The following is a 24,714-nucleotide window of genomic DNA, read 5'->3' as shown; positions in this document are numbered from 1 at the left end:
GCCCTAGCGCATCCACGCCTTGGCCGGGTCCTCGGCGGCCAGATCGCGCAGCGCGTCCAGGTCGTCGATATGGGCCTGCGCGGCGTCGATCCGTACCCCGTGCTGGCGCAGCCGGGCAAAGGCGCGCGACAGGCTCTCCGGCTTCATCCCCAGGCGGCCGGCGATCAGCGCCTTGTTGTAGGGCAGCGTCACCGAACACCCGCCCTCGGCGCAGGTGGACAGGTCCAGCAGGAATTCGGCCACCCGCTGCACGCCCGACCGCGCCTTGAGATGTTCGACCTGCTCGACCAGCTGCTGCAGGTGCACATAGGTCGAGGCCAGCATCGAGGTCGCCAGCACCGGGTCCGATTGCAGCAGGTTGCGCAGCCGGGTGGCGTCGATCCGCACCAGCCGCGCCGGGGTGATCGCCTCGGCCGAGACCGGATAGGGCATGTCGCGCAGCGCCACCGCCTCGCCAAAGGACCGGCCGCGGGTCATCACGCTGACCACCGCCTCGGCCCCGCTGGGGGCGACGCGGTACAGCTTGACCCAGCCGTCCAGCACGATGAACAGCGCCACCGCGGGGTCGTCCTGCAGGAACACCGTCTGCCCGATGTCGAAGGACTGGACCTGCGCCCCCTCCATCAGCTTGGCCTGCAGCGGGGCGGGCAGTCGCGCCAGCAGTGTCGACTGTCGGGCGATGTCCAGATCGGCGGGGGTCATGGGCTCTCGGTCGAACGATTGCTGGGATGCGGGTCGGGATAGACGGCGGCCGCAGGGGATGCAACTGCCGCGCGGGCCAGGGTGGTATACCACCTTGCGCCCGGACAGAGCCTCACCCAATCTGCGGCAACGACGCACGCATGAGGGGGGACCGATGCCCAAGATGACGCTGCCCCGGCCGCTGAACCTGATCGGGGGCGCCTGGGTTCCGCCCCGGTCGGGGCACGAAATGGACGTTGTCTCGCCGCTGGACGGCGCGGCCTTTGCCAGCATCGCCGATTCGGACGCCGCCGACATCGACGCCGCCGTGGCCGCCGCGCGGGCGGCGCTGGCGGGCGACTGGGGCGGGCTGTCGGCCACCGAACGGGGCCGGCTGCTGATGCGCTATGCCGCGGCGATCCTCGATCACGCCGACGAGTTGGCGGCTATCGAGACGCGCGACAATGGCAAGCCGCTGGCGCAGGCCCGCGCCGACATGGTGATGACCGCGCGCTATTTCGAATATTACGGCGGCGCCGCCGACAAGGTGCATGGCGAGGTGATCCCCTTCCAGCGCGGCACGACGGTCCAGATGACCCGCGAGCCGCACGGCGTCACCGGCCATATCGTGCCCTGGAACTATCCGGCGCAGATCTATGGCCGCTCGGTCGGGGCGGCGCTGGCGATGGGCAATGCCTGCGTGCTGAAGCCGGCCGAGGATGCGTGCCTGTCGATCCTGCGGCTGGCCGAGATCGCCAACGAGATCCTGCCGCCCGGCGCGCTGAACGTGGTCACCGGCCGCGGCGAGGTGGCGGGCAAGGCGCTGTCGGAACATCGCGGCGTCGATTTCCTGTCCTTCACCGGCTCGCCCGAGGTTGGGCAGATGATCCAGATCGCGGCGGCGCGGAACTTCATCGGCTGCACGCTCGAACTGGGCGGCAAGTCGCCGCAGATCGTCTTCGACGACGCCGATCTGGATGCGGCGCTGCCGGTGCTGGCCAACGCGATCATCCAGAATGGCGGGCAGACCTGCTCGGCCGGGTCGCGGGTGCTGATCCAGCGCGGCATCTGGGACGAGCTGACCGCGCGGCTGGCGGAGCGCTTCCGCGCCGTCGAGGCGTCGCCCGCGGACGGCTCGCTGCTGGGGCCGCTGATCTCGGCCCGGCAGAAGCAGCGGGTGGAAACCTACATCGCCGAGGCGGGCGCCCCGGTGCTGGCGCAGGGCCGCGTCGCCGGCAACGCGCCGGCGGGCGGGTTTTACGTCGCCCCGGTGCTGCTGGGGCCCGTCGATCCGAACAGCCGCATCGCGCAGGAGGAGGTCTTCGGCCCGGTCCTGTGCGCCATCCCCTTCGACAGCGAAGCAGAGGCGATCGCCATCGCCAACGGCACCGAATATGGCCTTGTCGCCTCGGTCTGGACGCGCGACGGGGCGCGGCAGGCCCGGGTCGCCAACGCCATGCGCTGCGGACAGGTGTTCATCAACGGCTATGGCGCCGGCGGCGGGGTGGAACTGCCCTTCGGCGGCATCCGCAAGTCGGGCCACGGCCGCGAAAAGGGCTTCGAGGCGCTGCACGAATTTTCCACCATCCGCACGATCGTGAACCATCATGGCTGAGGGAGGCAACATGAGGCTGCAGGGCAAGACGGCGCTGGTGACCGGCGCCGCATCCGGGTTCGGCAAGGGCATCGCCGAGGTCTTTGCGCGCGAGGGCGCCCGCGTCGCGGTCGTCGATCTGAACGCCGAGGGCGCACGCGCCGTAGCCGCCGAGCTGGGCGACAGCGCCATCGCCATCACTTGCGACGTGTCGAAGGCCGAGGACATCGACCGCGCCGTGGCCGAGACGCAGGCGGCCTTCGGCAGCCTCGACATTGTGGTGAACAACGCCGGCTGGACCAACCCCAACCGCCCGTTGATGGAGACCGACGAGGCCACCTTCCGCAAGATCTACGACATCAACGTGCTGTCGATCTTTCACATGGTGAAGGCGGTGGTGCCGGTCTGGCGCGCGGCGGGCGGGGGGGTGATGATCAACATCGGCTCGACCGCCGGCATCCGCCCGCGGCCGGGGCTGACCTGGTACAACTCGTCCAAGGGCGCGGTGAACCTGATGAGCCGCAGCCTCGCGGCCGAGCTTGCCCCCGACAACATCCGGGTCAACTGCATCGCCCCGGTGATGGGCGCGACGGCGCTGCTGGAACAGTTCATGGGGGTTCCCGACACGCCGGAAAACCGTGCGAAGTTCGTCGCCACGATCCCGCTGGGCCGCATGTCCACCCCGCGCGACATCGCCAACGCGGCGCTGTATCTGGCCTCCGACGAGGCGGATTTCATCACCGGCGTGGTGCTGGAGGTCGATGGCGGGCGGACCATCTGAAAACATCGGGGCGACGGCACCCGGGCCGCGCGCCGATCTTCTGTCCGGAAATATCCCGCGGGGGCCCGGGGGCGCGAAGCCCCCGGACGGCGCGGCTTACTGCGTCGCGTCGCGGACCGTGTCGATGGTCTCCTTGCCGATGCGCGATTCCATCTCGGCATAGACCGGCTCCAGCGCCTTGACCCAGGCGGCGCGTTCCTCGGGCGTCTGGTCGTGGACCTCGGTCGTGCCGGCGTCGCGGATCTGCTGCAGCGCCTTGGCGTTGTCCGCCTCGGACACGCTGTTGGCATAGGTCGTGGCCTCAGCCATTGCCTTGTCCAGCTGGGCGCGGATATCCTCGGGTAGCCCGTCCCAGAACGCCTTGTTCACAATCACCGCATAGCCGATATAGCCGTGGTTGCTGACCGTGGCGTTCTTCTGCACCTCGTGCATCTTCTGGGTATAGACGTTGGACGGGGTGTTTTCCGACCCGTCCACCACGCCGGTCTGCATCGCCTGGTAGACCTCGGAGAACGCCATCACCTGCGGCACCGCGCCCAGCGCCGAGAACTGCGCCTCGAGCATCTTGGACGACTGGATCCGCATCTTCATGCCCAGGAAGTCGTCCACGTTCACCAGCGGGCGGTTGCCGGTCATGATCTTGAAGCCGTTGTCCCAGTAGGCCAGCCCCTTGATCCCCTTGAGTTCCAGCTTGGCCAGCAGCGTCTTGCCGACCTCGCCCTCGGTCACCCGGCGCAGCGCGGCGGTGTCCTTGAAGATATAGGGCAGGTCGAAGACCTCGAAGTCGCCGACGCCCAGCGGCCCGAACTTGGCGAGGCTGGGGGCCAGCATCTGAACGGCGCCCAGCTGCAGCGCCTCGAGCTCTTCCTTGTCCTTGTAGAGCTGGCTGTTGGGGTAGACTTCGACCTTGACCTTGCCCTCGGTATATTTCTCGGCCAGCTCCTTGAACTTGTCGGCGCCCTTGCCCTTGGGGGTGTCGGGGGCCACGACGTGGCTGAACTTGATGACGATCGGGTCCTGCGCCAGCGCGGGCAGGCCGGTCAGGGCCAGCGCGGCGGTGGTCGCGGCGATCAGCAGGCGGCGGGTCAGTTGCATCCGGTTTCCTCCCTAGGATGTTGGCCGCAAGTCTTGCGGCGAGGTCCGGCGCGGACCAAGCGGTTTCGCGCCGGGTTGTCGAAAACGTCACCCCGGCAGGGCGGGCACCGGGCCGTAGCGGCGGGTTTCGCCCAAGGTCCGCGCGGCCGGCGCCGGATAGCTGACCGGGCCGTTCGGGGTGTCCACGCTGATGCGGCGCAGATGCGGATGGGCCGACAGCCCGGCCATGTCGTTCACGGCGGCAAAGGCCACGTCGGCGGCGGCCAGCGCCGCGGTCGCCTCGGCCGCGCTGCGTCGGGCAAAAGCGGCGGCCACGGCCGCGTCGGTCCGGGGCCGGTTCGCGACCCGGGCGACGTTGGTGGCAAAGCGGGGATCGTCAGCCATCTCGGGCGCGCCGATGAAGTCGCGCGCCAGCCTGGCGAATTCCCGGTCGGACTGGATCGACATCAGGATCGGCACCCCGTCCGAGGTGGTAAAGACCCCGTAGGGCGCGATCGAGGGATGCGCCATGCCCAGTCGCTGCGGCGTGCGCCCGCCTTCGTGGTTCAGCAGCGGCACGGTCAGCCAGTCGGCCATCACGTCGAACATCGACACGCTGATCGCCGCCCCCCGGCCGGTGATCCCGCGCCCGATCAAGGCTTCCAGGATCGCCGCGTGGGCGGTCGCGCCGGTGGCGATGTCGACGACCGAGATCCCGACGCGGGCCGGTTCCTCGGGCCCGCCGGTGATCGAACACAGCCCCGATTCCGCCTGGATCAGCAGGTCATAGGCCTTGCGGTCGGCCATCGGCCCGTCCTCGCCATAGCCCGAGATCGAACAGGCGATCAGCCGCGGCCACTCGGCGGCCAGCCGCTCCGGCGGAAACCCCAGCCGCGCCAGCGCCCCGGGCTTGAGGTTCTGGACCAGCACGTCGGCCTGATCCAGCAGCGCGGTCAGCGCGGCCTTGCCCGCCTCGGAGGTCAGGTCCAGCGCGACCGATTCCTTGCCGCGGTTCAGCCAGACGAAATAGCTGGACTGCCCGTTCGCCACGTCGTCATATCCGCGGGCGAAGTCGCCCTCGGGGCGTTCGATCTTGATGACCCGTGCCCCCGCATCGGCCAGCCGCGAGGTCGCGAACGGCGCCGCGACCGCCTGTTCGATGGCCACCACCGTCAGCCCCGACAGCGGTCCCATCAGAACGACCGCGGCAGGCCGAGCACGTGTTCGGCGACTTGCGACAGGATCAGGTTCGTGGAAATCGGCGCCACCTGGTACAACCGGGTTTCGCGGAACTTGCGTTCGACGTCGTATTCGTTGGCAAAACCGAAACCGCCGTGGAACTGGATGCAGGCGTTCGCGGCCTCCCAGCTGGCCTTGGCGGCGAGGTATTTCGCCATGTTCGCCTGCGCCCCGCAGGGCAGCCCCGCGTCATAGCGGCGGCAGGCGTCCCAGCGCATCAGGTTCGCGGCCTCGATCTCGATGAAGGCCTCGGCGATGGGGAACTGCACGCCCTGGTTCTGGCCGATCGGGCGGCCGAAGACGACCCGCTCCTTGGCGTAGGCCACCACCTTGTCGGTGAACCAGTAGCCGTCGCCGATGCATTCCGCCGCGATCAGCGTGCGTTCGGCGTTCAGGCCCGTCAGGATATACTTGAAGCCCTTGCCTTCCTCGCCGATCAGGCTGTCCTCGGGCAGTTCCAGATCGTCGAAGAACAGCTCGTTGGTCTCGTGATTGACCATGTTGGCGATGGGCTTGACCTCCATCCCCGATTTCATCGCCGCAGCGATGTCCACGAGGAAGATCGACATGCCCTCGGATTTCTTCTGCACCTGGTCCAGCGGGGTGGTGCGGGCCAAGAGGATCATCAGGTCGGAATGCTGCACGCGGCTGATCCAGACCTTCTGGCCGTTGATGACCCAGCGGTTGCCGCGCTTGACGGCCGTGGTCTTGATCCTGGTCGTGTCGGTGCCGGTGGTCGGCTCGGTCACGGCCATCGACTGCAACCGCAGCTCGCCCGACGCGATGCGCGGCAGATAGCGCTGGCGCTGTTCTTCCGAGCCATGCCGGACCAGCGTGTTCATGTTGTACATCTGCCCGTGGCAGGCGCCCGAGTTGCCGCCGGCCCGGTTGATCTCCTCCATGATGACCGAGGCCTCAGCCAGCCCGAGGCCCGAGCCGCCATATTCCTCGGGGATCAGCGCGGCCATCCAGCCGGCGCGGGTCAGCGCGTCCACGAATTCCTCGGGATAGCCGCGGGCTTCGTCCACGCGACGGTGGTATTCGGGCGGAAACTCGGCGCACAGCGCGCGCACGGCGTCGCGGATGTCATGATACGGATCGGCGCCGGTGCTCAGGTCGTGGCTCATGCTGCGTCCCCCAGGGTTGCGGTGGCGTCCATCGCCAGCGCGCCATCGGCCCGCCGCGCCCACAGGCGGATCGAGCCGTCGTCCCGGCGCGCGCCGTGGATGGAAAAATCGTCGGTGTCGGTGATCGTCGTCAGCGCCCGAAAGCTGAACTCGGCCACCGGCGCATCGGTCTGCCGGCGCAGCAGGTCCAGCAGCAGCGTCGCCAGCAGCGGGCCGTGGACGACGAGGCCGGGATAGCCCTCGACCCCGGTTGCGTAGGGCTGGTCGTAATGGATGCGGTGGCCGTTGAAGGTCAGCGCCGAATAGCGGAACAGCAGCACCGGATCGGGATGGATGGTCCGGCTGAAATCCGACCCCTCGGGCGCGGGCTGGGCCACGGGCGCGGGGGCGCCGGGGGCCGGGTCCTCGCGATAGACGATGTCGTGTTCCTCGGCGATGCAATGCTGCCCGTCCTGGCGGAAGTCATGCGAGACGGTGACGAAACACAGCGGGCCCGAGCGGCCCTGCTTGGGTTCCAACCGCGCGATGGTCGAGGTCTTGGTGGCCTCGGCGCCGATGGTCAGCGGCCGCAGGAAGCGAAAGCGCGACCCCGCCCACATCCGCCGCGGCAGCGGCACCGGCGGCAGGAACCCGCCCTTGGCGGCATGGCCGTCGCGGCCGGATTCTGACAGCCTGTGCAGCGGCAGGAAATACAGCCAGTGCCACAGGTCGGGCAAAGCGACGCCCTCGGGATAGGTCTCGTCGCGGTCCAGCGTCGCGGCCAGCGCGTCGGCGGGGAAGGGACGCAGCAGGTCGGTCGCGGTCTCGCTGCGGCCGGTCCAGTCGGTCAGGTCTTGGCTCATCCGTGCACCTCCGCCCCCCGGTATCGCAGGACTTGCGCCTTAGGAAAATTCGCATTTCAGTAAGGCTGCGTTCGGCACGGGAGAACGCTGATGCATGTCGATCTGGACGATCTGCGGCTGTTCGTGCAGGTGGCCGAGGCCGGGAACCTGACCGCCGGCGCCCGCCGCGCCTTCCTGTCCCCGCCCGCCGCCTCGGCCCGGATCAGGGCGATCGAGGCCGGCTTGCCGCAGCCGCTGCTGGTTCGCGGCAATCGCGGCGTGACCCTGACCGACGCCGGCGAAACCCTGCTGCGCCATGCCCGGCTGATCCTCGCGCAAGTCGCCGCGATGCGCGATGAACTGACCGGAGAGGGCGAGGAAAGCGGCCAGCTGCGGGTGCTGGCCAACACCACCGCGGTGACCGAGTTCATGCCCGAGGCGCTGTCCCTGTTCCTCGCCACCCGCCCCCGGGTCACGGTGGACCTGCAGGAAAGGCTGACCGACGACATCCTGCGCGGCGTCCGCGACGGCGCCGCCGATCTGGGGGTGGTGTCGGGCGAGCTGGACTGGACGGGCCTCGACCGGGCGGTGTTTTCCACCGACCGGCTGGTGCTGGCGACGCCGGTGGGCCATCCGCTCTCCGGCCGCGGCACCGTGGCCTTTGCCGAGACGCTGGGCTTTGCGCATATCGGCCTTCACGAGGGCTCGACGTTGCTGGCGTTCCTGCGCGGGCTGATGGACCGCCACGGCTATGACCGGGCGCTGCGGGTCAAGGTCCGCAGCTTCGAAGCGATGTGCCGGATGGTCGAGGGCGGGGTGGGGATCGGCGTGGTGCCGGAATCGGCCGCGCGCCGGCACGCGCAGACGATGCGCATCGCGCTGGTCGCGCTGGCCGAGGACTGGGCGATCCGCGACCGCTGCGTCGTCCACCGCAAGGGCTCGGCGCTGACCCGGCCCGCCCGGGCGCTGATCGACCAGCTGATGGCGATGCGCGCGGGTGGGGCCGGGGGCGGGTCTGCCGGAAACGGCGGGCCAGCCGAAAGCGGGCCAGCCGCCGAGGGCGCGCTCAGCTGAGGAAGAAGCGCACGATCTCGGCCGAGGCATCCGGCCCCTTGGGGTCGGCATAGCTGCCCCGCGCGTCGCCGCCCGACCAGGCATGGCCCAGACCCTCGACCTGCCAATGCGCCACCATCGGCCTCCCGCCCCCGTCGCGGATTACGGTTTCCCGCCACGGCCGCCCGGTCAGGTCCGACCGGGTGTCCTCGCGCCCCGGGTGGGCGGCTTTGGCGGCTTCCAACACCGCCTCGCCATTGGCGCGGGCGACGGTGGCGTCGGCGGTGCCGTGCAGGATGATGGTCCGCGCCTTCAGCGGCTTGCGGCCCGCGGCCCCGCTGCGCATCGCGGCAAAGGCGGTCGCCACGTCGGTCGCGGCCCCGGCCGGCAGGCCGGAATGGACGGCCACGGCCGAGAACACCTCGGGGCGCTCGGTCCCCAGGATGGCCGCCATCGCCCCCCCCGCCGACAGGCCGGCGGCAAAGATGCGGTCCCGCGGCACCTCGAACCGCTCCGCCACGTCCAGCGCCAGCGCGGCGAGGATCGCGGGCTCGCCCGCCCTGCCGCTCTGGTCGCCGGGGCGGAACCAGTTCCAGCAGCCCTGCGGGTTCTCGGCCCGGGTCTGTTCGGGATAGACGAGGATCAGCCCGGCACGCTCGGCCTGGTCGTTCATCCGGGTGCCGGCGGCGAAATCCTCGGGGTTCTGGGTGCAGCCGTGCAGCATCAGGACCAGCCCCTGCGGGCCGTCCGGCAGGCTGGCGGGGACATACAGCCGGTAATCCCGCGCCCCGGCCGTGCCGCGAAAGCTGTGGCGTTCCCAGCGCGCGCCCTCGGGCGGCTCGGGGGCCGGCGCGGGGCCGTGCGCGGGTGCGAGCCGGCCGACGCCGCCTTTCAGCAGGTCGACGACCTTGCCCAGCCGCAGCCGCGGCAGCCGGGCCGAGATCGTGGGCGCCGCCGGGTCCGCGAGGTCGGCCGCCGGGCGCCGCGCGGGCCTTTCCGCCGCGGCGGCCGGATCGACGCGCCGGGCGGCGCCCTCGATCAGCGGTCCCGCCGCGGGCTCTGCCCCGCTGGCACCGGCCGGGCAGATCCCCAGCGCCGACTGGATGGTGCGCGTGGCCGCGGTCGGGTCGCCGCCGCGGGTCTGTTCCATCGCGCGGCGCATGGCGGCGGCGAATGAGTGGTCCATGATCGTCCTTTCCATCATTCCCCCCTTTACGAAATCCGGTCGGCGAGGGCCGCCTTGACTGCCGCGGGCGCCTGCAGCGCCCCCAGCACGGTGATCGAGCCGATGGTCTGCCGCGCCAGGTCCGCCGGCACGTCCCCGGCGATGCGGGCGAGGCCCACGACGCGGACATGCAGCATCCGTCCGGCCTGCAGCGCGGCCTCGAGTTCGATGCGGGTGATGTCGTGCAGGCCCAGTTCCAGCGTGTGCCGCTCGATCGAGCGCGCCACGGCGTCGGCCTGCGCGGTCAGCTGGTTGCGGATCGCGGTGCGGATGAAATCGCTGCGGTTGGCGTAGAAGCCTTCCTGCACCAGCAGGTCGATCCGACCCAGGTCGACATGGCCGAGGTTGATCGTGATCTTTTCGTTTTCCATCGCGTCGCCCATCCGTCCACCATCCGTATGGATGGCAGATGGATGCTGCAGCGCAGCAAGTCAACCCGTTGCGGTCAGTTTTCTGCGCCGACCACCAGGCCGCGCTGCACCGCCGGGCGGGCGAGGAACCGGTCCACCCAGGCCGCGACATTGGCGAAGTCGTCCGCGCCGACCAGATCGCCGGCCTTGTAGCGGTTGACGAGGTTGTTCACCCACGGTGCGGTGGCGATGTCGGCTATCGAGTAGTCGCCGGTGATCCAGTCCCGGCCCTCGAGCTGGCGGTCCAGCACCCCCAGCAGCCGGCGAGATTCGGCCACATAGCGGTCGCGCGGGCGCTTGTCCTCGATCTCGCGGCCCTTGAAGGCGTGGAAGAAGCCCAACTGCCCGAACATCGGCCCGACGCCGCCCATCTGGAACATCAGCCACTGCACCGTGTGCCAGCGGGCCGCGCCGTCCTTCGGAAGAAAACGGCCGGTCTTGTCGCCCAGGTACAGCAGGATCGCGCCGGATTCCCACAGCCCCAGCGGCTGGCCGCCCGGCCCGTAGGGGTCGATCATCGCCGGGATCTTGTTGTTGGGATTGAGCGCCAGGAACTCGGGCGTCATCTGGTCCGCGGCGGCGTCGCCGATGTCGATGCGGTGCGCGTCATAGTCCAGCCCGCATTCTTCCAGCATGATTGAGGCCTTGACGCCGTTCGGCGTGTTCAGCGTGTAAAGCTGGATCGCTTCGGGGCGGCGCGGCGGCCAGCGGCGGGTGATCGGAAAGTCGCTCAGGGGGTCAGTCATCTGTCAACCTTTGGTTACAATTGCTAAGCGGGGGCCGGTGTGCTAGCGGGCCGCGGCATCATGTCCCGGGTCTGCGGGGCACCACACAAGGACGATCCAGTGATCAAAGAGTTTCGCGATTTCATCGCCAAGGGCAATGTCATGGACATGGCCGTCGGTATCATCATCGGCGCTGCCTTCACCGCCATCGTGACTTCGCTGGTGGGCGACGTCATCAACCCCATCATCGGGGTGATCACCGGCGGCACCGACTTCAGCGGCAACTACGTCGTGCTGAACGGCGTGGCCGTGCCCGAGGGCGCCTCGCTGCAGGCCGCCAAGGATGCCGGCGCCAACGTCTTCGCCTGGGGCTCGTTCGTCTCGGCGATCATCAACTTCTTCATCATCGCCTTCATCGTGTTCCTGCTGGTCAAGATGGTGAACAAGATCAAGGACGCCGCGATGAAGAAGCAGGTGGCCGAGGAGTCCGCTGCAGGCCCGTCGCAGGAAGCCCTGCTGGCCGAGATCCGCGACCTGCTGGCAGGTCGCCCGACGGTCTGAGCGACGCTCGCCGCAAGATCAGGGGGCGGTCCTACGCAGGGCCGCCTCTATTCGTTTCACGACGCCAGCAGTTCGTCCGGGGTCACGGCCTCCAGCCCCAGCGCCTCGCCCACCGGCGGCGAGGCCAGCCGGCCGGCATGGGTGGCAAGCCCCGCGCGCAGGTGCGGATCGTCGGCCAGCGCCTGCCGCCAGCCCTTGGCGGCCAGCGCCAGCACGAAGGGCAGGGTGGCGTTCCCCAGCGCCTGGGTCGAGGTCCGCGCCACCGCGCCGGGCATGTTCGCCACGCAGTAATGCATCACGCCGTCGACCTCGTAGATCGGGTCCTGGTGGGTCGTGGCGCGCGAGGTTTCAAAGCACCCGCCCTGGTCGATTGCCACGTCGACCAGCGCCGCGCCCGGCAGCATCGAGGACAGCTGCGCCCGGCTGACCAGCTTGGGGGCAGCCGCGCCGGGGATCAGCACCGCGCCGATCACCATGTCGGCGGTGGGCAGCAGGTCGGCGATGGCGCCGGCGCTGGAATACTGGGTGGTCAGCTTGCCCATGAAGATGTCGTCCAGGTAGCTGAGCCGGGGGACCGAGCGGTCCAGCACGGTGACGTTCGCCCCCATCCCCACCGCCACCCGCGCCGCTGCCGTGCCGACCACGCCGCCGCCGATGATGACCACGCGCGCCGGCCGCACGCCGGGCACCCCGCCCAGCAGCACGCCGCGGCCGCCATTGGCCTTTTGCAGCGTCCATGCCCCGACCTGCGGGGCGAGCCGGCCCGCCACCTCGGACATCGGCGCCAGCAGCGGCAGGCCGCCATTGCGGTCGGTCACCGTCTCGTAGGCGATGGCGGTGACGCCCGCGCCCAGCAGGTCGGCGGTCTGCGCCGGGTCGGGGGCGAGGTGCAGATAGGTGAACAGCACCTGCCCCGCGCGCAGCAGGGCGCGTTCGGCGGGCTGCGGTTCCTTGACCTTCACGATCATCTCGGCGGCCGCGAACACCGCCGCCGCGTCGGGCGCAATCTCGGCGCCGGCCACCTGATAGTCGCTGTCGGCAAAGCCCGCGCCCAGCCCGGCGCCGGTTTCCACCGTGACCTCGTGGCCGCGCGACACCGCCTCGCGCACCGCGTCCGGGGTCAGGCCCACGCGGTACTCCTGCGGTTTCACCTCTTTCGGACAACCGATCTTCATCCTGTCTCTCCCTGTGGACTTCGAACCGAGTCCCCGGACCGGATGCTGACATCCTTTGCCGTAAAGAAATCGTTTTTCTGCGGGACGCCGAGGGGGTAGTTTCGAATAAATCCGCGTCGAGAGCGCCATTCAGACAGGAAGTCGCCGTGCAACTGGCCCTTGACGCAACCGACCGCCGCATCCTGACCGTCCTTCAGAAGGAGGGCCGGATTTCCAATGCCGATCTGGCCGAGCGGGTGAACCTGTCGGCCAGCGCCTGCCACCGCCGCGTGCAGCGGCTGGAGGAGACCGGCTTCATCGCCGGGTACGTGGCGCTGCTGGACCCGCGCCAGCTCGGCCGGACGACGACGGTGTTCGTCGAGATCACCCTGTCCGGGCAGGGCGACGCGACGCTGGACGCCTTTGAAAAGGCGGTGCGGGCGATCCCGGACGTGCTGGAGTGTCACCTGATGGCAGGCTCGGCCGATTATCTGCTGAAGGTGCTGGCCGTGGACACCGACGACTTCGCCCGCATCCACCGTCAGCACCTGGCGCGGCTGCCGGGGGTGGCGCAGATGCAGTCGTCATTTTCGCTGCGCACGGTGCAGCACACGACGGCGGTGCCGGTGTAGCCTGCGGACCGCGGCGGTGGTGGCCAGCGGCGCGGGTGGGAGCCTCCGGCGGGGATATTTGGGGACAGAAGATCGACTGGCGGGGGGTCAGACCCGCACCGTCTGCGCGGCCTGTTCCCCCACGCCGAAAACCTGCTTGTAATGCTCGATCAGCTCGGCCGGGCCGGTGGCCTTGGCGGGGTTGTCAGAGAGCTTGACCGTGGGCTCGCCATTCGCGGCCACCGCCTTGCAGACGAGGCTGAACGGCGCCAGGCCGTCGCCCGGGACCAGGCCGCGGAAGTCGTTGGTCAAGAGCGTGCCCCAGCCGAAGCTGGGTTTGACCCGGCCGCGGAAGCGTTCGAACAGCGACTTGATCTCGGCCACGTCGAGCCCGTCCGAGAAGATCACCAGCTTCTGCGTGGGGTCCTCGCCGCGGGATTTCCACCAGGCGATGGCGTATTCGGTGATCGCCACCGGGTCGCCGGAATCTACCCGCAGGCCGGTCCAGCCGGCCAGCCAGTCCGGCGCGCCGTCCAGGAAGCCGCGGGTGCCGTAGGTGTCGGGCAGCATGATCCGCAGGTTGCCGTCATGTTCCTCGTGCCAGTCGGCCAGCACCTTGTAGGGCGCCTGACGCAGTTCCGCGTCGGTGTCGGCCAGCGCTGCATAGACCATCGGCAGTTCGTGGGCGTTGGTGCCGATCGCCTCGATGTCGCGGCGCATGGCGATCAGGCAGTTCGAGGTGCCGATGAAGCGGCCGCCCTGGTCGGCGTTGCCCAGCCCCTCGCTCATGGCCTGGACGCACCAGTCCTGCCAAAGGAAGCTGTGCCGGCGGCGGGTGCCGAAATCGGCGATGCGCAGGTCGGGGCCAAGCGCGCGCAGCGCTTCGATCTTTTCCCACAGGCGCGTCATGGCGCGGGCATACAGCACCTGCAGCTCGAACCTGCCCATGTCGCGCAGGACCGCGCGCGAGCGCAGCTCCATGATGATGGCGAGCGCGGGGATTTCCCACAGCATGACCTCGGGCCAACGGCCGTGGAAGGTCAGCTCGTACTGGCCGTCCTTCTTCTGCAGCTCGTATTCCGGCAGCTGCAGGTTTTCGAGGAAAGTCATGAAGTCGGAGCGGAACATCTGCCGCTTGCCGTAGAAGGTGTTGCCGCGCAGCCAGGTCGATTCGCCGCGCGCCAGCCGCAGGCTGCGGACATGGTCGAGCTGTTCGCGCAGCTCGCCTTCGTCGATCAGGTCGGCCAGGCGGATGGCCTTGGTGCGGTTGATGAGGCTGAATTCCACGTCCACGTCGGGGCGGTTGCGGAACACCGACTGGCACATCAGCAGCTTGTAGAAGTCGGTGTCGATCAGCGACCGGACGATCGGGTCGATCTTCCATTTGTGGTTATAGACGCGGGTGGCGATGTCGACGGTCGGGATCATCATGCCAGGGACACTCCGGCAGCGCGCATGTCGTCGCGGGCGGCGGCGCGCGAGCCGTTCAGGTCGATGGCGCGGGTGGCGTCCTCGATCACCGTGGCGGCAAAGCCCAGCCGCGCCGCGTCGATGGCCGACCAGGCAACGCAGAAATCATGCGCGAGGCCGACGAAGGTCAGGTCGTCCAGCCCGCGGTCGCGCAGATAGCCGGCGAGCCCGGTGGGGGTGGCGTGGTCGTTGTCGAAGAAGGCCGAATAGCTGTCGATGCCGGGGCGGAAGCCCTTGCGGATCACCAGGTCGGCCACGTCGGTGGCCAGCGCCGGGTGGAAGACCGCCCCGGCCGAGCCGATCACGCAATGCCGCGGCCACAGCACCTGCGGGCCATAGGGCATCTGCACGGTGGAAAAAGCCTCGGCCCTTGGGTGGTTGTCGGCAAAGCTGGCGTGATCGGCCGGGTGCCAGTCCTGGGTCAGCACCACGGCGTCGAAATCGGGCATGAGGTCGTTGATCGCCCCCACGATCTCGTCGCCGCCCGCCACCGCCAGCGCGCCGCCGGGGCAGAAATCGACCTGCATGTCGATGACGATCAAGGCCCGCATGAGATCTCCCCCGTTGCCGCGCGGTGAACCGTAGGAACCGCTGCCGGTTGCGTCAATGCTGCGCCGCGGCTAGGTCGCGTCCCATGCTGATCGTGGCCGCGCTGTATCACTTCACCCGTTTCGAGGACCCGGCCGCGCTGCGGGCGCCGCTGCTGTCGGTCTGCGAGAGCGCCGGCGTGCGGGGCACCCTGCTGCTGGCGCCCGAGGGGATCAACGGCACCATCGCCGGGACGCGCGAGGGGATCGACCTCGTGCTGGCCCATATCCGCGCCATGCCGGGCTGCGCCGGGCTGGTCTGGAAGGAAAGCGCCGCCGCGGCGATGCCGTTCGGCCGGATGAAGCTGCGGCTGAAGCGCGAGATCGTCACGATGGGCGTGCCGGGGACCGATCCGACCGCCCATGTCGGGCGCTATGTGGCGCCGGCGGACTGGAACGCGCTGATCTCGGCCCCCGACGTGGCGGTGATCGACACCCGCAACGACTATGAGGTCGCCATCGGCACGTTCCGCGGCGCGGTCGATCCGGGGACGCGCAGCTTTCGCGATTTTCCGGCGTGGTGGCGCGACAACGCGCATCGTTTTGCCGGCAAGCGCATCGCCATGTTCTGCACCGGCGGCATCCGCTGCGAGAAATCCACCAACTTCCTGCTGGGTGAGGGGGTCGCGGAGGTGTTTCACCTGCAAGGCGGCATCCTGAGATACCTGGAAGAGGTGTCCGAGCAGGACAGCCTGTGGGACGGCGCCTGCTTCGTCTTTGACCAGCGGGTCAGCCTGACGCACGGGCTGGCGCCCGGTGGGCATCTGCTGTGCCACGCCTGCCGCCGCCCGCTGGCGCCCGAGGACACGGCGCGGCTGGACTATGAGGAGGGCGTCTGCTGCCATCGCTGCGTGGACGAGTATTCCGACGCCGACCGGGCCCGCTTCAGGGAGCGGCAGCGGCAGGTTGCGCGGGGCGAGCTGTTCGCCGGGTGAGCGTTGCGCCCGAAGGTGCCTCCGGCGGGGATATTTCCGGACAGAAGATCACCGCGTGACGCCGGCGACGGGTGAGGGGCGGGTCGGCGAACGCCGCCCGTCATTTCACCTGGCCGATCCCGCTGGCGGCCATCGCGGCCATGTTCAGGATGTCGTTCACCGTCGAGCCTGTCGAGCAGATCTGGATCGGCTTCGGCACGCCGGTCAGGATCGGGCCGATCACCGTCGCGCCGGCCAGTTCCTGCAGCAGCTTGACCGAAATCGAGGCCGAATGGCGCGCCGGAACCACCAGCACGTTGGCCGGGCCGGTCAGCCGCGAGAACGGATACTTGGCCGCCGCCTCGGGGTTCAGGGCCACGTCCACGGTCATCTCGCCCTCGTATTCGAAATCGGCGCCGCGGGCGTCCAGCACCTTGGTGGCCTGAGCCATCTTGATCGCCCGTTCGGACAGCGGATAGCCGAAGTTCGAAAAGGACAGGAACGCGACCCGCGGCTCCATCCCCAGGCTGCGGGCGACGTGGGCGCCGCGGGTGGCGATGTCGGCCAGGTCCTCGGCCTCGGGCCATTCATGGACCAGCGTGTCGCCGATCAGCACGATCTTGCCCTTGTGCAGCACCGCGGTGATGCCGACCGCGCCGTCCTGGGGGCGGACGTCGAACACCTGCCCGATCTGGGCCAGGATATGCGCGTTCTTGCGGGTCGCGCCGGTCACCAGCCCATCGCCATGCCCATGCGCCAGCATCAGCGCGGCAAAGACGTGGCGGTCGCGGTTGGCCAGCTTGCCGGCGTCCTCGCGGTCCACGCCCTTGCGCTGCAACCGGGCATACAGCGCGTCGTGATACTGGTTCAGATGCGGGGTGTTGGCGGCGTTGACGATCTCGATCTCGCGCATCGCGTCGGCGAGGCCCGCGGCGGCGAGCTTTTCGCGGACATCGGTCTCGCGTCCCACGACCAGCGACCGGCCCATGCCGCCGCGCTGCCACGCCACCGCCGCCCGCAGCACGCGCGGGTCGTCGCCTTCGGCGAAGATCATCCGCGCCTGCGCCTGACGGGCGCGGGCATGGACGCCCTGCACGATCGAGGCGGTCGGGTCCATCCGCGCCTTGAGCGACTGGACGTAGGCCTCCATGTCGATGATCGGGCGCCGGGCGACGCCGGTGTCCATCCCGGCCCTGGCGACGGCCGGCGGGATCACGTGGATCAGCCGCGGGTCGAAGGGCGTCGGGATGATGTAGTCGCGGCCGAAGGTCAGCTTGCGGCCATAGGCGACGGCGACCTCGTCCGGCACGTCCTCGCGCGCCAGTTCGGCCAGGGCGCGGGCGCAGGCGATCTTCATCTCGTCGTTGATGGCGCGCGCGTGGATGTCCAGGGCGCCGCGGAACAGGTACGGAAAGCCCAGCACGTTGTTGACTTGGTTGGGATAATCCGACCGTCCGGTGGCCACGATGGCGTCGGGGCGGACGGCGTGGGCTTCCTCGGGGGTGATCTCGGGGTCGGGGTTGGCCATGGCGAAGATGACCGGGTTCGGGGCCATCGATTCGACCATCGCCTGGGTCACCGCGCCCTTGGCCGAGACGCCCAGGAACACGTCCGCGTCCCGCATCGCGTCGTCCAGCGTGCGGGCGTCGGTCACCGCGGCATGGGCGGATTTCCACTGGTTCATGCCCTCGGTCCGGCCCTGCCAGACCACGCCCTTGGTGTCGGCCATGATGCAGTTTTCCGGCCGCGCGCCCATCGCCTTGAGGAGTTCCAGGCACGCGATCCCCGCCGCCCCGGCGCCGTTCAGCACGATCTTGCAGTCCTCGATCCGCTTGCCCGACAGTTCCAGCGCGTTGATCAGCCCCGCCGCACAGATCACCGCGGTGCCGTGCTGGTCGTCATGGAAGACGGGGATGTCCATCAGCTCCTTGAGGCGGCTTTCGATGATGAAGCATTCCGGCGCCTTGATGTCTTCCAGGTTGATGCCGCCGAAGGTCGGGCCCATCAGGCTGACCGCCTTGATGATCTCGTCGGGGTCTTCGGTGTCCAGTTCGATGTCGATGGCGTTGACGTCGGCGAAGCGCTTGAACAGGACCGCCTTGCCCTCCATCACCGGCTTCGATGCCAGCGCCCCGAGGTTGCCCAGCCCCAGGATCGCCGTGCCGTTGGTCACGACCGCCACCAGGTTGCCCTTGGTGGTGTAGTCATAGGCGAGTTCCGGGCGGGCGGCGATCGCCTCGACCGGGACCGCGACGCCGGGGGAATAGGCGAGGCTCAGGTCGCGCTGGGTCGCCATCGGGGTCGAGGGCACCACGTCGAATTTCCCCGGACGCGGTTCGAGATGATAGGCCAGCGCCTCTTCCGGCGTGATGCGCGATCTGCGTGGCGCGTTGCTGTCGGTCATGCGTGCTGTCCCCCCGTGCTTGATGCCGTGTCTAGCCGGGCGAGGGGGGCGGCTCAACTGCCCGCGGGATCGAATCACCGGGCCTGACCGCGGCGCGAGCAAAGCCGCACGTTGCAACCTTGGTTGGAATATTGCGCCAAATCCCCGGGCTCGCATGGCGGAGGCATTATTTTGCCGTGTATTTTGTTCGTTTCCGCCGTTCTGACCAAAACGTTATGTGGCAGTTCTGTGAATTTCGGTCCCTACTCGGCCAAATGGACCAAGTTGCCCCTGTTCCCGCTTCCCGCGACCGCGTTTCTGCCGAGGCCCTGCTGCGCCGCGAGATTGCCGCCCGGCGCGGCTCGAACGCCCGTCGCGCGGTCGCAACCGCGCTGCGGGCCGACGACCGCTTTGCCGAACTGGAACTGGGTCATGCGATCAAGTGCATGGCCGATCGCCGCGTCTTTTCCGCGACCTGGCGGGGCCAGGACGCGATCGTCAAGCACGTGGTCACCCCCGATCGGGACGCGCGCATCAGCGCCATGCGGGACGAAATTCTCGCCGTGCGCACGCTGATGTCACAGGGCAGGCTGCGGGTCGCCGATCACCTGGTCTCGTCGCCCGAGGCGGGCATCCTGGTGACCGAGCGCGCGCCGGGCGTGTCGCTGACCCGGACCCTGATGCGGGCCGAGCCGGTGCGCCGCGCCCGGCTGCTGCTGGATGCGGGGCGCTGGCTCAGGCGCTATTGTTCCGCCCGGCGCGACTTCCGGCCCTTCGATCCGGCGACGATGCTGATGCCGCCGCTGAACCTCTCGGACAACCTCGCGGCCGAGGACCGGGACCGCGTCGCGTTCCTGGAAGGCTACGTCGCCGCGAAGTCGGCCGAATTCGCCGGCGCGCCGGTGCTGTATGCGGCCTCGCACGGCGACTTCATCGCGCGGAACCTGCATTTCAGTGCCGGCGATTTCTGGGGCTTCGATCTCGACCACGAAACCTGGATGTCGATCGCGCGCGACGCGGCGCATTTCCTGACGATGCTGCAGCTGCGCGACAAGACCGGGAAGACAGAATTTCACTACGGGATCGACGCGGCCGACTACTGGGCGTTCCTGGACAGCGGCGCGGTGCCGGCGCGCGAACTGGACAGCATCCTGCCGATTTTCCTGGCCCAGTCGATGCTGGCCGAGATCCCGCTGCCCGACAAGCCAAAGCACAGCCTGCTGCTGCGGCTGCGGCTGATGATCGACGGGTTTCGCCGCCAGGTCGGCTAGGTCATTCCCACCCGACATCTGGTCCGGCATGTGCCAGCCGGTCCAGTTTCCTTTGCCGGGCGGCGGTTCTAGAACGGGCCGAGTTTGCCCGAGGCCCGCATGACCGACCAGCCGACCCCGATGATGGCGCAGTATCTGGCGATCCGCGATGCCAATCCCGGGGCGCTGCTGTTCTATCGCATGGGCGATTTCTACGAGATGTTCTTTGACGACGCGGTGGCCGCCGCCGCGGCGCTGGACATCGCGCTGACCAGACGCGGCACCCATCAGGGCCAGCCGATCCCGATGTGTGGGGTGCCGGTCCACGCCGCCGAATCCTATCTGCTGACCCTGATCCGCAAGGGGTTCCGGGTCGCCATCGCCGAGCAGATGGAGGACCCGGCCGAGGCCAAGAAGCGCGGGTCCAAGTCGGTCGTGGCACGCGACGTGGTGCGCTTGGTCACGCCCGGCACGCTGACCGAGGAATCGCTGCTGGAGGCGCGGCGGCACAATTTCCTCGCCGCCTTCGCGGTGGTCCGCGAGGACTCGGCGCTGGCCTGGGTCGACATCTCGACCGGGGCGCTGCGGGTGGCGCCCTGTCCGCTGCCGCGGCTGGCGCCGGAACTCGCGCGCCACGCGCCGCGGGAATTGCTCGCGGTGGACGGGTCGCGGCTGGACGAGGTCGCGGCCGAGGCCGGGGCGGCGCTGACCGAGCTGTCCCCGGCCAGCTTCGATTCCACCGCCGCGGTGCGGCGGCTGTGCGATCTGTATGGGGTCGAGACCCTGGACGGTTTCGGCCAGTTCTCGCGCGCCGAGCTGGCGGCGATGGGTGCGATCGCCGATTACCTCGCCTTGACCCAGCGCGGGCGGATGCCGCGCCTGCTGGCGCCGGTCAGGGAAAGCGGCGCCGGGGTGATGGCGATCGACGCGGCGACGCGGCGCAACCTGGAACTGACACAGGCGCTGTCGGGCGGGCGCGAGGGCTCGCTGCTGGCGGCCATCGACCGGACGGTGACGGCGGCCGGGGCGCGGCTGCTGGAACGGCGGATCAGCGCGCCGTCGCGCGATCTGGCCGACATCCACCGCCGGCAGGCGGCGGTCGCGCATCTGCTGGACGATCCGCGGCTGGGCGCCGATCTGCGGGACGCCCTGGCCCGGGTGCCGGACATGGACCGCGCGCTGTCGCGGCTGGCGCTGGACCGCGGCGGCCCGCGCGATCTGGGGGCGATCCGCGCCGGGCTGACGCAGGCGGTGCGCATCGCCGCGATTCTGGGTGACGGCGACCCGCTGCTGGCCGCCGCGGCCGCCGATCTGGTCGGGCATGACGCGCTGACCGGCCTGCTGGACGACGCGCTGGTGGCCGAGCCGCCGCTGCTGGCCCGCGACGGCGGGTTCGTCGCCGCCGGCCACGACGCCGACCTGAACGAGACCCGCGCCTTGCGCGACGAGGGCCGGGGCGTGATCGCCCGGATGCAGGGCGACTATGTCGCTCAGACCGGGGTGTCCTCGCTGAAGATCAAGCACAACAACGTGCTGGGCTATTTCATTGAAACCACCGCGACCCATGCCGAGCGGATGCTGGCCCCGCCGCTGAACGAGACCTTCATCCACCGCCAGACCACCGCCAACCAGATCCGCTTCACCACCCTGCCGCTGTCGGAGCTGGAGACCCGCATCCTAAACGCCCGCGACCGCGCGCTGGAGATCGAGCGCGGCATCTTCGCCCGGCTGGTCGCCGCGGTGCTGGACCGCTCCGCGCAGATCGGGCAGGCGGCGCGGGCGCTGGCCGAGATCGACGTGGCGGCGGCCTTCGCCGACCTCGCGGCGGGCGAGGGCTGGACCCGGCCGCATGTGGACGACAGCCGCGCCTTCATCGTCGAAGGTGGGCGGCACCCGGTGGTGGAACGGGCGCTGAAGCGCAAGGGCGAGGCGTTCGTCGCCAATGACTGCCCGCTGACCGAAGGCGCGACCCCGGCGATCTGGCTGCTCACCGGGCCGAACATGGCCGGGAAATCGACCTTCCTGCGGCAGAACGCGCTGATCGCGGTGCTGGCCCAGGCCGGCGCCTTCGTCCCCGCCACGCGGGCGCATCTGGGGCTGGTGACGCAGCTGTTCAGCCGCGTTGGCGCGGCCGACGACCTGGCTCGCGGGCGGTCGACCTTCATGGTCGAGATGGTGGAAACCGCGGCGATCCTGAACCAGGCCGACCCCGGCGCGCTGGTGATCCTGGACGAGATCGGCCGCGGAACGGCGACCTGGGACGGGCTGTCGATCGCCTGGGCGGTGCTGGAACACCTGCAGGCCCAGAACCGCTGCCGGGCGCTGTTCGCCACCCATTACCACGAGATGACCCAGCTGGCCGGCAAGCTTTCCGGGGTCGAGAACGCCACCGTCGCGGTCCGCGAATGGGATGGCGAGGTGGTGTTCATGCACGAGGTCCGCAAGGGCGCCGCCGACCGCAGCTACGGCGTGCAGGTGGCGCGGCTGGCCGGGCTGCCGCCCGCGGTGGTGGACCGCGCGCGCGAGATCCTGACCGCGCTGGAAGCCGGCGCCCGCGAGGGCGGGGCGCGGCCCGCGGCGCTGATCGACGACCTGCCGCTGTTCCGCGTCCAGCCCCCGGCGCCGCCAAAGCCCGCGCCGAAGGAATCAGCGGTCGAGGCGCGGTTGAAGGGGCTCAACCCCGACGCGCTGACCCCGCGCGAGGCGCTGGACCTGGTTTACGAACTGGCGTCGCTGTTTTCGTCTTCCAGCGGCTGACCGGTATCTTCCAGCGCGTTGAACTTGATCCCGTGCAGTTCCTCGATGCGGGCCAGATCGGCCGTGCGCTGTTCGTCGGTCAGCGCCGGCCACGGGGTTTCGGACGCGATCATGCCCTTGGCCTTGAGCGCCGCGTAGGTCCGGGGGAAGTCGATCTCGCCGAACGAGCTGCGGCCCGCGCGATGCGCCTTGCCGGGCACCCAGTCGCGGACCAGCGTGTTGACCTCGAAGGCATCGCTGTCGTTGAAGGTCCGCAGCTGGTTCACCATCGACCTGGCGATATCCATGCTGCGCCGGGTCAGGATGGCGATGCGCTGGTCGGCGTTGCCGACATAGCCCACCAGGTGCAGCGGCGAGCAATCGACCGAGATGATGTCGCGCGCCGCCTTGTATTGCGCGATCTGGTCAACTTGCGTTTCCTTCTGCGGGTGATACATCGCATAGCCCTCGGCGGCGAGCAGCGCCTCGAGCACCGATTCCCCCAGCAGGCCGCCCCGGTTCGCGGGCAGGCGGGTGCGCGAGATATAGATCCTTTCCGCGCCCTTGGGGTCGATCCCCTTGCCGGCCTCGGCCTTCATGTAGTTGCGGAAGCGTTCGCTGCCGACGATCAGGTCGTGCATGCCGAAGCCCTGGCGGGGGACATACAGCCGTTCGACCCGCAAGGGCACGATGGTGTTGCGGGCCGGGACATCGACGCCCAGCGCGCGCATCATCGGTTCATAGACCTGCACCGTCCGGTCGGCGGTCGGCTTGATGACCTTGGGCGTGAAGATCAGCCCGTCGATCTTGCCACGCAGCTCGTCCATCGCCCAGACCCGGGACATGCTTTCGACGATGAAATGGCCGAAATGCCCATATGCGATGCCGGCATACATCCAGGTGCCGGGCAGGTCCTCGATCGTGTCGGGGTCGGGCATGTCGGGGGCGGCGTTCACTGTGTCGGTGCTGCGCCCCCAGCTGATCGAGTTTTCCACGAAGCTTCCATCGGCGGTGAGCACGCCGGATTTCTGCTGGCGGGTGCGGCTTTCGGCCGGCGGCGGCACCACGATGGCATTCTCGACTAGGACGAGTTCGTCCCGGGGATCTTCTAGCGAAAGGGGCACGGGGGTCAGGCCTCTGGCTGTGAGGGGAATTCGGACTGTGAGAAACGCTGGCCGATCAAGCGCGCGACCTGCGGGCGGCCCAGGCGTTCGATGATGCCCTGTACACGGTCCAGCCGGTCGCGGCGACCCGAATTGCCGACCCGGTCGCCGATCCCGTTGAGATACCAGGGCAGCAGGCGGCCGGTGCGGTACAACTCGTAAAAGCGCCGCTCGTCCAGGGTGCCGGCGACGGCCTCGCGCACCACGGTGGACAACAGCCCCGCGCGGCGCAGGAACAGCGCCGTCTTGTGCCCGGCATAGCGGGCGCGCAGGCGAATGATGTTCGGGCCCTGGTAGCGGTCGGCATGCATCCGGTCGGGTTCGAACAGCGGATCATACAGCAGCCAGACCCGGTCGGCGGCGTGGACCTCGACCGCGCCATCGGCGAAATCGCCCTTCCAGTCGGCGCGGCGGCCGGGGGCGAAGCGTTCCTCCCACGGGACCAGCTTTTTCCTGAGTGAGGATTGCGGCGAGAACGCCACCACCCCGCAGCCCGGTGCCAGCGAGGCAAAGGCGGTTGCGGCATAGGCGCCCATGGACGTGCCGATCATCGTGACCGAGCGATAACGGCGGAAGAAACCGTCCTCGGCCAGCGACTTGAGATAATCGATGAGGTCGTCGTCACGATACCAGCTGGGCTTGAACGCCATCACGCCCATGTGGGACCAGCCGTTCTTGCGGATAAAGCCATATCCCCAGCTTTCCCGATCCACCGGATCGTCGCGCACCGAGGACAGGTTGTCGAAGCTGACCACCAGATGATCGGCTGACCGTTCCACGAAGTTCGCCGCGTAGTCGTCGAAGGACTGGTAGAACCCCTTGTGGTGCGGCCCGGCCCGCAGGTCGGTCAGCCACGCGGGCGCGGCGACGGTGGCCGGCGCCGGGGCGGCGGTGTCGTCGTCCAGCGTCTCTTCGTCGGCTGTCTGGCGGTGGGCGAGACCCGCGGCCACGGGCGGGGCGGCCGGGGCCTCGGCAAAGCCGGCAGGGGCGGCGGCGGGCGTACAACCCCCGCCCAGCCGCCTTTCGCCCGGGATGCCGTCCGCCGGCGCGCGCGGCGATTTGCCGCGATTCGCCGGCAGCGACAGGCCAAAGCCCGCCCCCATCAGCCGGGGGGCAATCAGGAACACCACCGCCAGCACCGCCAGCGCATAGGCA

General features: G+C 69.4%; 21 protein-coding genes and 1 pseudogene. 8 read left to right on the top strand and 14 right to left on the bottom strand.

Features of this window, described 5'->3' with window-relative positions:
• Positions 1 to 3: 3 nt before the first annotated feature.
• A complete protein-coding gene (locus IC63_RS10340) occupies positions 4 to 702 on the bottom strand; it encodes a Crp/Fnr family transcriptional regulator (RefSeq protein ID WP_036719918.1) in 699 nt (232 codons plus the stop codon).
• Between the two features lie 154 nt (positions 703 to 856).
• Here IC63_RS10340 and IC63_RS10335 point away from each other — a divergent pair, with 154 nt between their 5' ends.
• Both IC63_RS10335 and IC63_RS10330 read left to right on the top strand, forming a co-directional pair.
• Positions 857 to 2,296: an aldehyde dehydrogenase family protein gene (locus IC63_RS10335; RefSeq protein ID WP_036719915.1), complete on the top strand. Its 1,440-nt coding sequence runs from the start codon at positions 857 to 859 to the stop codon at positions 2,294 to 2,296.
• Positions 2,297 to 2,306: 10 nt separating this feature from the next.
• The gene (locus tag IC63_RS10330; protein WP_036719912.1) at positions 2,307 to 3,056 is read left to right on the top strand and encodes an SDR family oxidoreductase; all 750 of its coding nucleotides are present in this window, start codon (positions 2,307 to 2,309) and stop codon (positions 3,054 to 3,056) included.
• Positions 3,057 to 3,152: 96 nt separating this feature from the next.
• Here IC63_RS10330 and IC63_RS10325 read toward each other — a convergent pair whose 3' ends face one another.
• From IC63_RS10325 to IC63_RS10310, 4 genes are all read right to left on the bottom strand, one after another.
• Positions 3,153 to 4,151, bottom strand: coding sequence for a TRAP transporter substrate-binding protein (locus IC63_RS10325; protein ID WP_036719910.1), 999 nt, complete (start codon positions 4,149 to 4,151; stop codon positions 3,153 to 3,155).
• Between the two features lie 87 nt (positions 4,152 to 4,238).
• Positions 4,239 to 5,324, bottom strand: coding sequence for a CaiB/BaiF CoA transferase family protein (locus IC63_RS10320; RefSeq protein WP_036719908.1), 1,086 nt, complete (start codon positions 5,322 to 5,324; stop codon positions 4,239 to 4,241).
• The gene (locus IC63_RS10315; protein WP_036719906.1) at positions 5,324 to 6,496 is read right to left on the bottom strand and encodes an acyl-CoA dehydrogenase family protein; all 1,173 of its coding nucleotides are present in this window, start codon (positions 6,494 to 6,496) and stop codon (positions 5,324 to 5,326) included. Before IC63_RS10315 ends, IC63_RS10320 begins: the two co-directional genes overlap by 1 nt.
• Entirely contained in the window at positions 6,493 to 7,338 is an 846-nt protein-coding gene (locus IC63_RS10310; RefSeq protein ID WP_036719904.1) for an FAS1-like dehydratase domain-containing protein, read from the bottom strand. Before IC63_RS10310 ends, IC63_RS10315 begins: the two co-directional genes overlap by 4 nt.
• A gap of 90 nt (positions 7,339 to 7,428) precedes the next feature.
• Between IC63_RS10310 and IC63_RS10305 the strand changes: the two genes are divergently transcribed.
• Positions 7,429 to 8,391, top strand: a complete 963-nt coding sequence (locus tag IC63_RS10305; RefSeq protein WP_084115734.1) for a LysR substrate-binding domain-containing protein — start codon at positions 7,429 to 7,431, stop codon at positions 8,389 to 8,391.
• On the opposite strand, the gene IC63_RS10300 is transcribed toward IC63_RS10305, so the two are convergent.
• The 3 genes from IC63_RS10300 to IC63_RS10290 form a co-directional block, all read right to left on the bottom strand.
• Positions 8,384 to 9,556 carry an extracellular catalytic domain type 1 short-chain-length polyhydroxyalkanoate depolymerase gene (locus tag IC63_RS10300; protein ID WP_036719947.1) on the bottom strand — a complete coding sequence of 391 codons (1,173 nt, stop codon included), beginning with the start codon at positions 9,554 to 9,556 and terminating at the stop codon, positions 8,384 to 8,386. The two genes, IC63_RS10305 and IC63_RS10300, sit on opposite strands and share 8 nt — an antisense overlap.
• 26 nt (positions 9,557 to 9,582) lie before the next feature.
• Positions 9,583 to 9,978 (bottom strand): CopG family transcriptional regulator, encoded by a 396-nt coding sequence (locus IC63_RS10295; RefSeq protein ID WP_036719901.1) that lies wholly within the window; start codon positions 9,976 to 9,978, stop codon positions 9,583 to 9,585.
• A 62-nt stretch (positions 9,979 to 10,040) separates the two neighbouring features.
• Positions 10,041 to 10,751 (bottom strand): glutathione binding-like protein, encoded by a 711-nt coding sequence (locus IC63_RS10290; RefSeq protein WP_036719899.1) that lies wholly within the window; start codon positions 10,749 to 10,751, stop codon positions 10,041 to 10,043.
• 99 nt (positions 10,752 to 10,850) lie between these two features.
• Between IC63_RS10290 and mscL the strand changes: the two genes are divergently transcribed.
• On the top strand, positions 10,851 to 11,291 hold the full coding sequence (gene mscL / locus IC63_RS10285) for a large conductance mechanosensitive channel protein MscL (RefSeq protein ID WP_036719896.1): 441 nt from the start codon (positions 10,851 to 10,853) through the stop codon (positions 11,289 to 11,291).
• A gap of 56 nt (positions 11,292 to 11,347) precedes the next feature.
• Here the strand turns inward: mscL and ald are convergent, their stop codons facing one another.
• Positions 11,348 to 12,466, bottom strand: coding sequence for an alanine dehydrogenase (gene ald, locus IC63_RS10280; RefSeq protein ID WP_036719893.1), 1,119 nt, complete (start codon positions 12,464 to 12,466; stop codon positions 11,348 to 11,350).
• A 152-nt stretch (positions 12,467 to 12,618) separates the two neighbouring features.
• Here ald and IC63_RS10275 point away from each other — a divergent pair, with 152 nt between their 5' ends.
• A complete protein-coding gene (locus IC63_RS10275; RefSeq protein ID WP_036719944.1) occupies positions 12,619 to 13,077 on the top strand; it encodes an Lrp/AsnC family transcriptional regulator in 459 nt (152 codons plus the stop codon).
• A gap of 87 nt (positions 13,078 to 13,164) precedes the next feature.
• On the opposite strand, the gene pncB is transcribed toward IC63_RS10275, so the two are convergent.
• Positions 13,165 to 14,487: a nicotinate phosphoribosyltransferase gene (gene pncB / locus IC63_RS10270; RefSeq protein ID WP_084115732.1), complete on the bottom strand. Its 1,323-nt coding sequence runs from the start codon at positions 14,485 to 14,487 to the stop codon at positions 13,165 to 13,167.
• Positions 14,484 to 15,077, bottom strand: a complete 594-nt coding sequence (gene pncA, locus IC63_RS10265; RefSeq protein ID WP_036719890.1) for a bifunctional nicotinamidase/pyrazinamidase — start codon at positions 15,075 to 15,077, stop codon at positions 14,484 to 14,486. Before pncA ends, pncB begins: the two co-directional genes overlap by 4 nt.
• Positions 15,078 to 15,160: 83 nt before the next feature.
• Here pncA and trhO point away from each other — a divergent pair, with 83 nt between their 5' ends.
• The gene (trhO, locus tag IC63_RS10260) at positions 15,161 to 16,048 is read left to right on the top strand and encodes an oxygen-dependent tRNA uridine(34) hydroxylase TrhO (protein ID WP_036719887.1); all 888 of its coding nucleotides are present in this window, start codon (positions 15,161 to 15,163) and stop codon (positions 16,046 to 16,048) included.
• Positions 16,049 to 16,148: 100 nt separating this feature from the next.
• Here the strand turns inward: trhO and IC63_RS10255 are convergent, their stop codons facing one another.
• The gene (locus tag IC63_RS10255) at positions 16,149 to 18,431 is read right to left on the bottom strand and encodes an NADP-dependent malic enzyme (RefSeq protein ID WP_036719884.1); all 2,283 of its coding nucleotides are present in this window, start codon (positions 18,429 to 18,431) and stop codon (positions 16,149 to 16,151) included.
• A 254-nt stretch (positions 18,432 to 18,685) separates the two neighbouring features.
• Between IC63_RS10255 and IC63_RS10250 the strand changes: the two genes are divergently transcribed.
• Positions 18,686 to 19,681: a hypothetical protein gene (locus IC63_RS10250; protein WP_036719881.1), complete on the top strand. Its 996-nt coding sequence runs from the start codon at positions 18,686 to 18,688 to the stop codon at positions 19,679 to 19,681.
• A gap of 99 nt (positions 19,682 to 19,780) precedes the next feature.
• Positions 19,781 to 22,417: a DNA mismatch repair protein MutS gene (mutS, locus tag IC63_RS10245; protein WP_036719878.1), complete on the top strand. Its 2,637-nt coding sequence runs from the start codon at positions 19,781 to 19,783 to the stop codon at positions 22,415 to 22,417.
• Here mutS and IC63_RS10240 read toward each other — a convergent pair.
• Positions 22,378 to 23,520: a glycosyltransferase 61 family protein gene (locus IC63_RS10240; protein ID WP_156965438.1), complete on the bottom strand. Its 1,143-nt coding sequence runs from the start codon at positions 23,518 to 23,520 to the stop codon at positions 22,378 to 22,380. The genes mutS and IC63_RS10240 overlap by 40 nt on opposite strands.
• 5 nt (positions 23,521 to 23,525) lie before the next feature.
• Positions 23,526 to 24,714 (bottom strand): annotated as a pseudogene (locus tag IC63_RS18475) (hypothetical protein); the annotation flags it as partial.

The organism is Paracoccus sphaerophysae (assembly GCF_000763805.1).
In the GTDB taxonomy this organism is placed as follows: domain Bacteria; phylum Pseudomonadota; class Alphaproteobacteria; order Rhodobacterales; family Rhodobacteraceae; genus Paracoccus; species Paracoccus sphaerophysae.
This window is presented reverse-complemented; position numbering and strand designations above follow the sequence as displayed.

What these genes read in the sequence shown, in the direction of transcription:
- IC63_RS10340 (WP_036719918.1), bottom strand. Translation starts at nt 702, where the DNA reads ATGACCCCCGCCGATCTGGACATCGCCCGACAGTCGACACTGCTGGCG.
- IC63_RS10335 (WP_036719915.1), top strand. Translation starts at nt 857, where the DNA reads ATGCCCAAGATGACGCTGCCCCGGCCGCTGAACCTGATCGGGGGCGCC.
- IC63_RS10330 (WP_036719912.1), top strand. Translation starts at nt 2,307, where the DNA reads ATGAGGCTGCAGGGCAAGACGGCGCTGGTGACCGGCGCCGCATCCGGG.
- IC63_RS10325 (WP_036719910.1), bottom strand. Translation starts at nt 4,151, where the DNA reads ATGCAACTGACCCGCCGCCTGCTGATCGCCGCGACCACCGCCGCGCTG.
- IC63_RS10320 (WP_036719908.1), bottom strand. Translation starts at nt 5,324, where the DNA reads ATGGGACCGCTGTCGGGGCTGACGGTGGTGGCCATCGAACAGGCGGTC.
- IC63_RS10315 (WP_036719906.1), bottom strand. Translation starts at nt 6,496, where the DNA reads ATGAGCCACGACCTGAGCACCGGCGCCGATCCGTATCATGACATCCGC.
- IC63_RS10310 (WP_036719904.1), bottom strand. Translation starts at nt 7,338, where the DNA reads ATGAGCCAAGACCTGACCGACTGGACCGGCCGCAGCGAGACCGCGACC.
- IC63_RS10305 (WP_084115734.1), top strand. Translation starts at nt 7,429, where the DNA reads ATGCATGTCGATCTGGACGATCTGCGGCTGTTCGTGCAGGTGGCCGAG.
- IC63_RS10300 (WP_036719947.1), bottom strand. Translation starts at nt 9,556, where the DNA reads ATGGACCACTCATTCGCCGCCGCCATGCGCCGCGCGATGGAACAGACC.
- IC63_RS10295 (WP_036719901.1), bottom strand. Translation starts at nt 9,978, where the DNA reads ATGGGCGACGCGATGGAAAACGAAAAGATCACGATCAACCTCGGCCAT.
- IC63_RS10290 (WP_036719899.1), bottom strand. Translation starts at nt 10,751, where the DNA reads ATGACTGACCCCCTGAGCGACTTTCCGATCACCCGCCGCTGGCCGCCG.
- ald (WP_036719893.1), bottom strand. Translation starts at nt 12,466, where the DNA reads ATGAAGATCGGTTGTCCGAAAGAGGTGAAACCGCAGGAGTACCGCGTG.
- pncB (WP_084115732.1), bottom strand. Translation starts at nt 14,487, where the DNA reads ATGATGATCCCGACCGTCGACATCGCCACCCGCGTCTATAACCACAAA.
- pncA (WP_036719890.1), bottom strand. Translation starts at nt 15,077, where the DNA reads ATGCGGGCCTTGATCGTCATCGACATGCAGGTCGATTTCTGCCCCGGC.
- trhO (WP_036719887.1), top strand. Translation starts at nt 15,161, where the DNA reads ATGCTGATCGTGGCCGCGCTGTATCACTTCACCCGTTTCGAGGACCCG.
- IC63_RS10255 (WP_036719884.1), bottom strand. Translation starts at nt 18,431, where the DNA reads ATGACCGACAGCAACGCGCCACGCAGATCGCGCATCACGCCGGAAGAG.
- IC63_RS10250 (WP_036719881.1), top strand. Translation starts at nt 18,686, where the DNA reads ATGGACCAAGTTGCCCCTGTTCCCGCTTCCCGCGACCGCGTTTCTGCC.
- mutS (WP_036719878.1), top strand. Translation starts at nt 19,781, where the DNA reads ATGACCGACCAGCCGACCCCGATGATGGCGCAGTATCTGGCGATCCGC.